Raw genomic sequence first — 12,491 nt, forward strand, 5'->3', positions numbered from 1 at the left:
TCGAAGAGGCGGGTCAGAGCGTGACGATGGTCTTGCCCGGCAGCTCGGCCGCGCCGGCCTGGGCGTGGAGTGCCGACAGGTCGGCCAGCGCGACCCGCTGGGCGACCTCGACGCGCAACTCACCGGTGTTGACCCGAGCGACCAGGTCGGCGAGCTGGTCGGCGTCGCTGCGGACGAACAGGTCGATGCCGCGAACGCCGCGCTCCTCGTCGGAAGGGGCTGGCATCCAGACGGTGGTGTTGACCAGGGTGCCACCGTCCCGGATCAGCGAGACCAGCGCGGCGAGCTGTTCCGGCGGGACCGGCGCGAGGTTCAGCACGAGGTCGACCGGCTCGGTCACCGCCGCGGTCACGCCGGTGGTGGTGTGGTCGACAACCTCGTCAGCGCCCGCGGCTTCGACCCGGTCGGCGCTGCGCGGACTGGCCGTGGCGATCACCTGGGCGCCGGCCTCCTTGGCCAGCTGCACGGCGTATCCGCCGACCGCTCCGCCGGCGCCGTTGATCAGCACCCGCTGACCGGCGGTCAGGTTGCCGTGGTCGAACAGCGCCTGCCACGCGGTCAAGCCCACCAGCGGCAACGCCGCCGAGTCGGCCAGCGGGATGTTCTTCGGTGCCCCCGTCAGGATGTCGGCCGGCGCGATCACGAACTCCGCGGCCGCACCGGCCCCCGCCATTGGCAGGAAACCGATGACGGGGTCGCCGACCGCGATCTCGTCCACGTCGTCACCGAGCGCGTCGACCGTGCCGGCGACGTCGATGCCGGGCGTGTGCGGGAGCTCGACCGGGATCGGACCCTGCATGTAGCCCGCCCGGATGTTGCCGTCGACGCCGTTGAACGACGTCGCGGCGACCCGGATCCGGACCTGACCGCTGCCGGGGGTGGGCTGCTCGACGTCCTCGTAGCGAAGGACCTCGGGACCGCCGAACTCGTGAAAACGCACTGCTTTCATCGCTGAACCTGCTTCCGTGGAACGCCGTCGAGGTGTTGCTGGAGACGTCAATCAACTTCGCAGGATCCGACGCGATTAGCCTGGGCCGGGCTGGCCCACCTTGACGATGGCCGGATGCCCGGCGCCGCTGACGATCTCGGCCAGACGCGCCGCATCGGCCGAGCCCGGCGCTGCGGTGAGCATCAGAGCCGCCAGGTCGTCACCCGGGATGGCGAGCAGGTTGCCGACGAGCGTGACGGCGGCGCCGTCCGGATGAACGAACTCAGCACTGCTCTCGTACGCCGTCACCGGTCGCGGCGTACGCCACAGGGTGTCGAACCGGCGGCTTCGGCTTCGCAGCTCGTCGACCAGCGCGGCCAGCGACGCGTCGGCGGGGTAGCGCAACAGCGTGCTCCTCAGCTGGGCGACAAGGACCGCCTCATGATCGGTCGCGTCGGCCGCGGACTGCCGGAAACTCACGAACGGATCACAGAACGTACGCCAGGCGACATTCCACTCCCAGTGATCCCCCGTGAGGGTCCAGTGCCCCAGCGCCAGGAACGCGCTGTTCACCGCGACCAGATTCATCGCACCGTCGGAGACGAACATCGGAGTGTCTGTGAACCGCTCCAGCAGCCGCATCGCACCCGGACCGATCTCGTTGGGCACCTGCCCGTCCGCGGCGGCGTACCCGGACAGCGCGCAGAGCCGCTCGTATTCCGCCCGCCCGATCCGGAGCGCACGGGCAATGGCGTTCACCACCCCGGCCGACGGATGGCTGCGCCCCTGCTCCAACCGGCGCACGTAGTCCGCGGACATCCCCGCGAGCTCGCCGAGCTCCTCCCGCCGCAACCCTTGCACCCGACGCCGGCCGACCGGCAGCCCGACCGTTGCGGGATTCGTGCTCTCCCGCAGGTGGCGCACCGCGGCGCCGAACTCGTGATGATCCACAGCCCAAGTGTGCCCGCACAAGTCGGGGCAGTGGGGTAGTCCAAGCCTCAGGCCGCCGGACCCCAGCGAGTTGACACATCCCGCCCAGCCCTGGGCGGCTACGTGACGAGCGATAAACCCATGCCCCCGGCCGGCGGTGGCCCGGGCGACGCTTGGTCAAGCTGCAATCACTGCCCACGCTGTCCTGGACTTGCAAAGTGTCAGTAAAGCCTGCTGGTGCTGCGCTGATCGGCGCCACCAGCAGGACAGCATCGCCTGCTGGTGCTGCACTGATCGCGGCGCCAGCGAGCGCTGCACGGGACGGCACCACCGGAGCAGGTGCTGTCCTGACAGCGGCAGGTGGCGGCGGTGTACCGAGCAGCGGCGCCTGCGGGGCGCTGCACTGAAAGGCGGGGCCTCCGGGGATGCTGCACTGAAGGCGACGCCTGCGGGATGCTGTGCTGAACAGTGCAGCCGGCTGCCGGCCTTGCGTGACTCGGCGGGTGCCGCAACAAATGGCAACCGCTTGCCAGTGGGCGGGGGCGGCGGCGTGCAATTGCGGGGTGACGTCTGTGGGTATCGACGAGACTGCGCTGGCTACTGAGCGCGTGGCGGACCAATTGCGGGGGGTCGGGCGGCTGGGAGTGGCGTTCTCGGGCGGGGTCGACTCGTCGGTTCTGCTGGCGCTCGCGGTCGGCGCCCTGGGGGCCGACCGTGTGGTGGCCGTTCTCGGGGTCTCGCCCAGCCTGGCCGCCGACGAGCGAGCCGCCGCGCACCGGGTGGCCCGGCGGATCGGGGCGGTGGTGGTCGAGGTCGAGACGCGCGAGGGTGAGCGGGAGGCCTACCGCGCCAACGGGCCCGACCGGTGTTTCCACTGCAAGGACGAGCTTTTCACGCGCATCGGGGCCGATGTGGCGCAGCGGCATCGGCTGGACGCGGTGGCGTACGGCGAGAATGCCGACGACGTGCGGCGGCCCGATCGGCCGGGGGCGCGGGCGGCTGCCGAGCACCGGGTGCTGACTCCGCTCGCCGTCGCGGGGCTCGACAAGGCGGCTGTCCGGCGGATCGCGCGTGCCCTCGACCTGCCGTGTGCCGACAAGCCGGCGGCGCCGTGCCTGGCGTCGCGCATTCCGCACTACCAGATCGTCAGTCCTCGTAAGCTCGGCCAGGTGGAGCAGGCCGAGGCGGCGCTGCGGCGGCTCGGGTTCGGTGATCTGCGGGTACGCCATCACGGGGACATCGCCCGGATCGAGCTCCCGGCCGAAGATCTCGTGCGGGCTGCGAGCGAGCCGCTGCGAGAGCTGGTGTACCGGGCCGTGACCGGGTCCGGCTTCCGCTTCGTCACCCTCGATCTGGCCGGCATCCAGTCCGGCGCGTTCACCGGCGCCTACCTGCGCGAAGACCAACCCCCACCGAACGCGGGGCCGGAAACGAAGCCCACCGCGGGGCCGGAAGTGAAGTCGACCAGAAGGCCGGAAACGGAGCCGGACGCAAGGATGGAAACGAGGCCGGACGCAACGCCGGAAGCGCGGCCGGCACCGACCGAACCCGGAAGCAGAGGCTGAGCCCGCTAGATGACAGACACCCGACCTGACCTGGCCTCCTACGCCGACCTGGATCTGGACCGGGCGCAACGCCGCGGCTATCCGGAGGCCGTCTTCTGCGCGGGCAAGACCCCGGAACAGGTCGCCGGCATCGCGACCGTCGTGAAGGACCGGCCCGATGTGGTCACGCTCTTCACCCGGGCTGCCGAGAGCCACGCCGCAGCGGTGCGGAACGTGCTGCCCGACGCCCGGCACGACCCGGTGGCGGGCCTGCTCGCGTGGCCCCCCGACCCCCCGGAGCCCACCGGCGGACGGGTCGTCGTGGTCGCCGCCGGCACGTCCGACCTGCCCGTCGCCCAGGAAGCGGCCCTGTCCGCGCAGTACCTGGGCCGCCGCACCGAGCTGATCGTCGACGTCGGCGTGGCCGGCCTGCACCGCATCCTCAAGCACGTCGACCTGCTGCGCAGCGCCCGGGCCGTCGTGGTCGTGGCCGGCATGGACGGCGCCCTGCCCGGCGTGGTCGCCGGCCTGATCCCGGCGCCCGTCGTCGCCGTGCCCACCTCGATCGGCTACGGCGCCGCCTTCGAGGGGCTGGCGGCCCTGCTGACCATGCTCAACGCGTGCGCCCCGGGAGTGGCCGTGGTCAACATCGACAACGGCTACGGGGCGGGGCACCTCGCCGCCCAGATCGCGGCGCCGGCGTGACGCGGCACGCGTGGATCGACGCCTCGGCCGGGATCGCGGGCGACATGCTGCTGGGGGCGCTGCTCGATGCGGGCGCGTCGCTCGGGGCGGTGCAGTCCGCGGTGGATGCCGTGTCCGGTGGGACGGTCCGGATCCGTACGCGGGAAGTGACCCGCGGCGGGCTGCGGGCGCTCAAGGCCGAGGTGGAACCCCTCGCCGACGATCCGCCCCACCGCACCTGGCACGACATCCGCGGCCTGCTGAAGAACGCGGACAAGGCCACCGCCGTCTTCCGCCGCCTGGCCGAGGCCGAGGGCCGCGTGCACGGCATCGAGGCCGGCGACGTGCACTTCCACGAGGTGGGCGCCCTGGACGCCATCGCCGACGTGGTGGGGTGCTGCGCGGCCCTGGACGACCTGGGCGTCACCACCGTCTCGGCCGGGCCGGTGGCGCTGGGCTCGGGCACTGTGCGATCCCGGCACGGCCGCCTGCCGGTGCCCGCGCCCGCCGTGGCCGAACTGGCCAAGGGCTGGCAGGTCTCGGCCGGCGGCGACGGCGAGCTGGCCACGCCGACCGGGCTCGCCCTGCTGCGCGCCTTCGCCCGCGCCTGCGAACCGCTGCCGTCGATGACGCTCGACCTGGTCGGGGTCGGGGCCGGCGCCCGCGATCTGGCGGGGCACGCCAATGTCGTCCGGGTGCTGGTCGGCATGGCGGAAGGGGGCACCGCCACCGAGCCGGAGAAAACCGAGCAGACGGCCGTGCTGCTCGAGACCAACGTCGACGATCTCGACCCGCGGCTGTGGCCGGGGATCCTGGCCGGGCTGCTGCACCGGGGCGCGTCGGACGCGTGGCTGGTGCCGATCGTGATGAAGAAGGGGCGCCCGGCCCATACGCTGAGTGTGCTCTGCCCGCCGGCGCTGGCCGACACGCTGCGCGAGCAGATCTTCCGGGACACCAGCACGCTCGGGATCCGCCACAGCCCGTACGGGAAGGTGGCCCTGGACCGGGGTTTTGCCGACGTGACCGTGGGCGACACCCGCGTGGTGGTCAAGGTCGCCCACCGCGACGGGGTCATCCTGCAGGTCATGCCCGAGTTCGAGGACGTCGCCGCGCTGGCCCGCCGCCAGGACAGGCCGGAGCGGCTCGTCCTCCAGGACGCCCTGGCCGCCGCGCTGGACGCCGGGCTGGTCGTGGGGGCCGAGCTAGCCGTGCACCTCCGCCCCTCGTAGCAAGCCCTCGGTCCGGGCGATCAGCTCGGTGTCGCCGTCGAGGTCGGGGGCCAGCAGGGTGAGGACGTCACGGACTGAACCCGCGCGGGCGGCGTACGGCGCGGCGCCCGCATCCGCGACCGGCGCTCCGGAACCGCGCAGGTGGTCGATCCACGCGGCCAGGATCCGGGCGGAGCCGGGCGCCCGGCGGCCGGCCTTCCGTTCGGCGCGCAGCACCGGAAGCACCCGAATCGGGATCTTCTGCGAGCCGTCGGCGGCGATCTGAGCCAGGGTGTGGCGGATGCGCGGGTTGGCGAAGCGTTCGAGCAGCGCCGCGCGGTAGGCGGTGAGCTCGTCCGCGGGCAGGGGCACGTGCCGGCACGCCTCGTCCCACCACTCGTCCAGCCAGGCGCGGCACTGCGGGTCGGCCACGGCGGCGGCCACCGTCTCGTGGCCGAGCGCGCTGCCGGCGTACGCCAAGAGGGAATGCCCGCCGTTGAGCAGCAGCAGCTTGCGGGTCTCGTGCGGCACCACGTCGGCGACGAAGCGGGCGCCGCCCCGCTCCCAGGCCGGGCGGCCCGCGGGGAACTCGCCGCTGAGAATCCACTCGGTGTACGGCTCGGTGATGACCGGCACGGCGTCGGCGCCACCCACCTCGCGTACGTCGGCGGGGGTCGTCCGAGGGGTGATGCGGTCGACCATCGTGGCCACGAAGGAGACGTTGCCGGTGATCCACTCGTCGAGCGCCGGATCGAGGCGGACGGCCAGGTCGTGGACCACGCGGGCGGTCACCTCGCCGTTGCCGGGCAGGTTGTCGCACGAGACGACGGCGATCGGACCGGAACCGGCCAGCCGGCGCGCGGAGAGCCCGGCGACGAGACGGTCCGCGACGACGCCGTCGGGAGCGTAGGCGGCCTCGGTCATGGTGATCGTCACGACGGCGACGGCCGGGTCGGCGACCAGCGAACGCCACGTGGCGGCGTCGCTGCCGGGATACGCGGCCACCACCGAGGTCTGCACCTGAAGATCGTCGGAGTCGGGTCCCCGTACGACGAGGGTGTAGCGCCCGTCCTGCCGGGTCAGCGTCTCGGCCAGCCCGGCCGAGCGCCCGGTGAAGGCGGCGATCCCCCACTCGTCGTCGAAGCCGGTGTACCAGGCCTGGTGGGCGCGGAAGAATCCGCCGAGCCCGAGGTGGACGACGCGGACGGCTCTCACAGCTTGAACACCTCGCGCGGCTGGGTGACGACCAGGCCGGTCAGGGTGTCCAGGGCCTCGTCCTCCTCGAGGCGGTGCTCGGCGACCAGACCGGCCAGGAAACCGGCGTCGAGGCGGCGCGACATGTCGTGGCGGGCCGGGATCGAGCAGAACGCCCGGGTGTCGTCGATGAAGCCGGACAGCCGGCTGAACCCGGCGATCTCGGTGACCGCCCGCTGGTACCGGCGGATCTCGCTCGGATTGTCGAGAAACCACCACGGCGCCCCGGCGTACACCGAGGGGTAGAACCCGGCCAGCGGCGCTATCTCGCGGCTGTAGACGTCCGGGTCGACGGTGAACAGCACGAGATGCAGGTTCGGGTGGGTGCCGAAGCGGTCGAGCAGCGGCTGCAACGCCGCGGTCAGCTCGAGCGCGACCGGGATGTCGTGGCCGGTGTCGGGGCCGTGGGCGGCCAGCGTGGCCGGGTGGTGGTTGCGCCAGATGCCGGGGTGCAGCGTCATCACCAGGCCGTCGTCGCACGACATGCGGGCCATCTCGAAGGTCATGTGCCGGCGGAACGCGAGGGCCTCGCGCGGGGTGACCGTGCCGGCCAGCGCCGAGCGGTAGATGCGCTCGGCCTCGCGGATGCCGAGCGGTTCCGTACCGGCGTCGACGTGCCCGTGGTCGGCCGAGACCGCGCCGAGCGAGATGAAGTAGCGCCGCCGTTCCTCGAGCGCCGCGATGTACCCCGCGTAGTCGCCGACGTCGCCGCCGAGCTCCTTGACCAGCTCGGCCCAGCCCGGCCGGCCGGCTTCGAGGTAGCGGTCGGGCCGGAACGTCGGCGCGATGCGGGTGGCGATCGACTCGTCCTCGCGCAGCGCGCGGTGGGCGGCCAGATCGTCGGCCGGGTCGTCGGTCGTCGCCAGGAACGCGATGTCGAAACGCTCGAGAAGCGCCCGCGGCCGGTGGCTGTCCCGGCCGAGCTGCTCGGCGATCTGATCGTAGAGAGCATCGGCGTTGTGCGCCGATGGCCGTTCGCTCACCCCGAAGACGTCCGCCAGTGACGACTCGAACCAGAAACGGACGGGCGTGCCGCGCAGAAGTTGCCAATTCGCGCAGAACAACCGCCACGCCTCGCGCGCCCGCGGCTCCGGCAGCGGCCCCTCCCCCACGCCGAGGTCGGTCAGCGGCACCCCGCCCGAGTGCAGCAGCCGGGTCACGTAGTGATCGGGCTGGATGAACAGCGAAGCCGGGTCGACGAAGGGGCGGTCGTCCAGGATCAGGCGCGGATCGACGTGCCCGTGCGGACTGATGATCGGCAGGCCCTGAACCTCGGCGTAGAGCCGGCGGGCGATCGACCGGACTCCGGGATCGGCAGGCAGAAGCCGGTCGGGGTGCAACGTCAGGGCAGCCATGCGCCCGAGCCTCATCGGCCGGACGCGGCGCTGGCAATGAGTTGCCAGTTGTTGCCGTCACGGCGCGGCAACAACTGGCAACTCGTTGCGCGCAGGTTAACGGGCGGCACAGAGTGACCCCGATCACTGCCTCCCGGCTAGCGGCTCAGAGGAGACCCCGAATGAACTTCAGAAAGCTTACGGCGCTGGCCGGTGTTGCGGCTCTGGCGCTCACATCCGCCGCCTGTGGTGGTGGCGGCGACGAAGGCGGCGAGGGTGGCGACGGCAAGACCCTCAACGTGCTGATCGCGGCCAACACCCAGTATCCCGACGAATTCGCGGCCTGGCAGAAGGACATCAACGCGAAGTTCAAGGCGGCGACCGGGGCCGAGGTCAAGTTCGAGACCTTCGCCAGCGCCAACGACGAGCTGACCAAGATCCAGACGTCGGTGGTGTCGGGCTCCGGCCCCGACGTCTACGCGGTCGGCACGACGTTCACCCCCACCGCCTACTCGACCGGCGCCTTCGTGAAGCTGGGCGACGAGGAGTGGAACAAGATCGGCGGCAAGGACAAGTTCAACCCGGCCGCGCTGGGCATCTCGGGACCGGACGAGCAGAACCAGGTCGGCATCCCGTGGGTCAGCCGGCCGTTCGTGATGGCCTACAACACCGACATGCTCAAGGCGGCCGGCATCGACAAGCCGGCGACCACCTGGGACGAGCTGGGTCAGCAGGCCAAGCAGATGACCAAGGGCGACGAGTACGGGCTGGCGATCGCCTACAAGGACAACTTCGACCCGTGGAAGTTCGTCTGGGGCATGTCCGTGCAGGCCGGCAACCCGCTGGTCGACGGCAAGACGGCCAAGCTGCAGGACCCGACGGTGCAGAAGGCGTTCGACACGTACTTCGGCTGGCTGACCCGCGACAAGGTGGTCGACCCGGCCGCCGTGGGCTGGACCAACCCGCAGGCGGTGGCCGCGTTCGCCAAGGGCAAGACCGGCTACTTCATGCTGACCACGCCGACCGCGATCAACTCGCTGGAGCAGGGCGCGGTCAAGGGCAAGTGGAAGTTCGCGCTGCTGCCGACCGTGCCGCCCGGCGCGACCAGCCGCCCGCCGAACGGGGTCGAGGCGGCCAGCATCCTCTCCGGCGACAACCTGCTGGTGGCCGACTACTCCAAGAACAAGGACCTGGCCTTCGAGTACGTCAAGCTGGTGACCGATCAGGAGACGCAGCTCGACTACTACAAGAAGTTCGGCAACCTGCCGGCCAACGCGGCCGCGCTGCAGACGCTGTCGTCGGACCCGCAGCTGGGCCCGGTGACCGAGGCGGCCAAGAAGTCGGTGGCCACGCCGTTCACCGGCGCCTGGGGTGACATCCAGCTCGCGCTGACCAACGTGGCCGTGCAGTCGCTGCCCGACCTGGGCAAGGGCTCGATCAGCACCCAGCAGATCGACGCCCGGATCGCCGACGCCCAGAAGTCCGCCCAGACCGCGCTGGATCGGGCCAAGTAGATGACCATCCTCGCCCGGCCGCCGGAGGAGACGACGGCCAAGAAGGAACAGCGCCGCCGGGGCGTGACCGAGCGACAGCGTCCGCTGTGGCTGCTCACGCCGGGCGGGGTCCTGATGGTCCTGGTCATCCTGATCCCGCTGGCGGTGGCCCTGTGGATCTCGCTGATCGACCTGGACCAGTACACGCTGCGCCGCTGGGTCGAGGCGCCGTTCATCGGGCTGGACAACTTCGTCGAGTCGTTCAGCTCCGGACTGCTCAACTCGATCTGGATCAGCGTCTCGTTCGCGGTGCTCTCCACGATCGCGACCGTGCCCATCGGCGTCGCGGCCGCGCTGGTCACCCAGAACAAGTACCGGGGGCGCGGCCTGGTGCGAGCGGTGTTCCTCATCCCGTACGTGTTGCCGTCGTTCGTGGTGGCGACGGTGTGGCGCACGATGCTGCAGCCGGACGGGGTTGTCAACGCCTGGCTGTCGAAGGTGGGCATCGAGGGCGGCCTGTGGCTGACCGGCCCCCGCTCGTACTGGGCGCTGATCCTGGTCGAGATCTGGGCCGCCTGGCCGTTCATCTATCTGATGGCGCTGGCCGCGTTGCAGTCGGTCGACAACGAGGTGCACGAGGCGTCGGCCGTCGACGGGGCGCCGTGGTGGCCCAAGCTGCGCCGGGTGATCCTGCCCTACCTGCGCGGGCCGGTGCTGCTGGCCTGCCTGCTCGCCACGCTCAATCACATCAACAACTTCACGTTGCCGTTCGTGTTGTTCGGGGCGCCCGCCCCGGAGGATGTCAACGTGATGCCCATGATCGTCTACGTGACCAGCTTCCAGAGCCTGCGGTTCGGGCTGAGCGCGGCCATGGCTGTGCTGTCGCTGGTGCTGATCGCGATCCCGCTGTTCGTCTATCTGCGGGCAGTGCGCCTGGACGTGCACGAGGAAGGAGGACGGCGATGACCGCCTGCACCGCAGTGAACGAAACGATCGTAGGGCCAGGAAGTGCAGCGATGACCGACTGCACCGCGATGAGCGAAGCGATCGCAGGGCCAGAAGCACACGCTCGGGAGGTACGGCAGTGAGCACTACAGCGTCGGCCGAGGCCACCCGGCTGTTGCCGCGCTGGCTGCTCATCACGATGACCGCGCTGCTGGTCGCGATGGTGCTGGTCCCGGTGCTCTACATCGTGCTGGCCTCGCTCAACAGCGACGTGGGCGTGGCCGGCGGCGAGTACTGGCCGAGCTCGTTCAGCCTGGACAGCTACACCCGGATCTGGACCACGGCCGACCTGTCCACCGGCATCATGAACAGCCTGATCGTCTGCGCGTTCACCGCGGTCGCCTCCGCCCTGCTGGGCACGACCACGGCGTACGTGCTGGTCCGCTACACGTTCCTCGGGCGGCTGACGATCCTGCGCGGGCTGGTCGGCCTGCAGAGCATCCCGGGCACCCTGATGCTGCTGCCGGTGTTCGTGCTGTTCTCGTCGGCCGGCAACTACCTGGGGCTGACCGTGATCGGCACCCGGTGGGGCCTGTTCGTGGCCTACCTGACGTTCGCCCTGCCGTTCTCGACCTGGGTGATGGTCACCTACCTGCGCGGGCTCCCGCGCGAGCTGGAGGAGGCCGCCCGCACCGAGGGCGCCTCCACGCTCGTCATCCTGTGGCGGATCATCTTCCCGCTGAGCCTGCCCGCGATCGTCGTGTCCGGCATCTTCGCGTTCCTGCTCGGATGGAACGACGTGTTGTTCGCTTCGGTGCTCACCCGGCCGGAAACGCACACGGCCGCAGTCGCTCTGCAGATTTTCGGTTCGCAGCAGGAGGGCGGCGCGCTGCCGGTCTATTCGCAGATGATGGCCGCGGCGCTGATCTGCGCGGCCCCCGTCGTGCTGCTGTACCTGGCCTTCCAGCGCTACCTGGTGGGTGGCCTGACCGCGGGCAGCGTCAAATGAGCGAAACGCGCAACAAGCGCCGGCTGAACGCACCGCACAACAAGCGCCAGCTGAACGCACCGCACAACAAGCGCCAGCTGAACGCACCGCACAACAAGCGCCGACTGAGCGAGCCGTGCAACGAACGCCAACCGAACAGACCGTGCAACAAGAGCCGACTGAGCGGACCGCGCAACGAGCGCCGACTGAGCGAAGCGCACATCTCGGGGTGCGGGCGATGACGGCGCCGCGGGTGGCGCTGATAGGGCCCGGGACGGTCTCGGTCGTGCACCTGGCGGCCATCGGGAAGCTCGGCGCCGACCTCGCCGGCGTGTGCGACTCGTCGCGCGACCACCGCGCGTTTCTGGACGAGGTGCGGCCGGAGGTTGTCCATATCTGCACGCCGCACGACCGGCACGTGCAGATCGCGCGGGACGCCCTTGAGCGAGGCGTGCATGTTCTGCTCGAAAAGCCGGTCGCGCACACGATCGAGCAGGCCGAGCTGCTCGTCGCGGCGGCCAAGGACCACCCGTCGGTGAAGATCGGCGTCTGCCTGCAGAACCGCTACAACCCCACCAGCCGGGCCGCCCGCGAAATCCTGCTGAGCGGCGAACTCGGGAGGGTGATCGGCGCCTCGGCCAGTGTGCTGTGGCACCGGGACGCGGCGTACTACGACGCTCGTCCGTGGCGTTCGGTGCGCGAACGGGCCGGCGGCGGCGTGCTCATCAACCAGGCCATCCACACGCTCGATCTCGTGCAATGGCTGGTCGGCGACGTCGTAGCGGCGACCGGGCACGCCGGGCGCTACGGCGGCCTGCCCGGCGACGTCGAGGACACCGCGCACCTGGTGCTCGACCACGCCGGCGGCGCGCGCAGCGTCTTCTTCGCCACGGTCACCAACGCCGTCGACTCGCCGGTGACACTCGAGATCGTGGCCGAGCGGGGAACCCTGCTGCTGCGGGGCGACCTCACCGTCGCGTACGCCGACGGCCGCAGCGAGATGATCGCCGAGCTGGCCCCCGGCGGCGCCGGGCGCTCGTACTGGGGCGCCTCGCACGAACTGCTGATCGCCGACTTCTACCGCTCGCTCAGCGACCCCGAGCCGTTCCCGATCGGGCCGCAGGAGGCGCTGGCGGCCCAGCGCCTGATCGACGAGTTCTATCGAACCACCAGCTGAAGGGCA

General features: G+C 71.0%; 11 protein-coding genes and 1 pseudogene. 8 read left to right on the forward strand and 4 right to left on the reverse strand.

All coding sequences use genetic code 11. The features are described 5' to 3' along the window. Nucleotides 1-13: 13 nt before the first annotated feature. Nucleotides 14-949 carry an NADP-dependent oxidoreductase gene (locus LXN57_RS00970; RefSeq protein WP_251795911.1) on the reverse strand — a complete coding sequence of 312 codons (936 nt, stop codon included), beginning with the start codon at nt 947-949 and terminating at the stop codon, nt 14-16. A gap of 75 nt (nt 950-1,024) precedes the next feature. Further along, nucleotides 1,025-1,879 carry a helix-turn-helix domain-containing protein gene (locus LXN57_RS00975; protein ID WP_251795912.1) on the reverse strand — a complete coding sequence of 285 codons (855 nt, stop codon included), beginning with the start codon at nt 1,877-1,879 and terminating at the stop codon, nt 1,025-1,027. Between the two features lie 494 nt (nt 1,880-2,373). Here LXN57_RS00975 and larE point away from each other — a divergent pair. The 3 genes and pseudogenes from larE to larC all read left to right on the forward strand — a co-directional run. Next, nucleotides 2,374-3,240 (forward strand): annotated as a pseudogene (larE, locus tag LXN57_RS00980) (ATP-dependent sacrificial sulfur transferase LarE); the annotation flags it as partial. A 192-nt stretch (nt 3,241-3,432) separates the two neighbouring features. Continuing rightward, nucleotides 3,433-4,107 (forward strand): nickel pincer cofactor biosynthesis protein LarB, encoded by a 675-nt coding sequence (gene larB, locus LXN57_RS00985; RefSeq protein ID WP_251795913.1) that lies wholly within the window; start codon nt 3,433-3,435, stop codon nt 4,105-4,107. After that, the gene (gene larC / locus LXN57_RS00990; protein ID WP_251795914.1) at nt 4,104-5,315 is read left to right on the forward strand and encodes a nickel pincer cofactor biosynthesis protein LarC; all 1,212 of its coding nucleotides are present in this window, start codon (nt 4,104-4,106) and stop codon (nt 5,313-5,315) included. The genes larB and larC overlap by 4 nt, the downstream gene beginning before the upstream one ends. Here the strand turns inward: larC and LXN57_RS00995 are convergent. Then, nucleotides 5,289-6,509: a mannitol dehydrogenase family protein gene (locus tag LXN57_RS00995; RefSeq protein ID WP_251795915.1), complete on the reverse strand. Its 1,221-nt coding sequence runs from the start codon at nt 6,507-6,509 to the stop codon at nt 5,289-5,291. The genes larC and LXN57_RS00995 overlap by 27 nt on opposite strands. Then, nucleotides 6,506-7,903, reverse strand: a complete 1,398-nt coding sequence (uxaC, locus tag LXN57_RS01000) for a glucuronate isomerase (protein ID WP_251795916.1) — start codon at nt 7,901-7,903, stop codon at nt 6,506-6,508. Before uxaC ends, LXN57_RS00995 begins: the two co-directional genes overlap by 4 nt. A gap of 161 nt (nt 7,904-8,064) precedes the next feature. Between uxaC and LXN57_RS01005 the strand changes: the two genes are divergently transcribed. The 5 genes from LXN57_RS01005 (at nt 8,065) to LXN57_RS01025 (ending at nt 12,485) form a co-directional block, all read left to right on the forward strand. After that, nucleotides 8,065-9,396, forward strand: coding sequence for an extracellular solute-binding protein (locus LXN57_RS01005; RefSeq protein ID WP_251795917.1), 1,332 nt, complete (start codon nt 8,065-8,067; stop codon nt 9,394-9,396). Continuing rightward, entirely contained in the window at nt 9,397-10,341 is a 945-nt protein-coding gene (locus tag LXN57_RS01010) for a carbohydrate ABC transporter permease (RefSeq protein ID WP_251795918.1), read from the forward strand. 178 nt (nt 10,342-10,519) lie between these two features. Further along, entirely contained in the window at nt 10,520-11,329 is an 810-nt protein-coding gene (locus LXN57_RS01015; RefSeq protein ID WP_251796092.1) for a carbohydrate ABC transporter permease, read from the forward strand. Beyond that, nucleotides 11,326-11,550 (forward strand): hypothetical protein, encoded by a 225-nt coding sequence (locus tag LXN57_RS01020; protein WP_251795919.1) that lies wholly within the window; start codon nt 11,326-11,328, stop codon nt 11,548-11,550. Before LXN57_RS01015 ends, LXN57_RS01020 begins: the two co-directional genes overlap by 4 nt. Beyond that, nucleotides 11,547-12,485 carry a Gfo/Idh/MocA family protein gene (locus LXN57_RS01025; protein ID WP_251795920.1) on the forward strand — a complete coding sequence of 313 codons (939 nt, stop codon included), beginning with the start codon at nt 11,547-11,549 and terminating at the stop codon, nt 12,483-12,485. Before LXN57_RS01020 ends, LXN57_RS01025 begins: the two co-directional genes overlap by 4 nt. The last annotated feature ends 6 nt before the right edge of the window (nt 12,486-12,491 follow it).

This window comes from Paractinoplanes hotanensis (assembly GCF_023717965.1).
Lineage (GTDB): Bacteria > Actinomycetota > Actinomycetes > Mycobacteriales > Micromonosporaceae > Actinoplanes > Actinoplanes polyasparticus.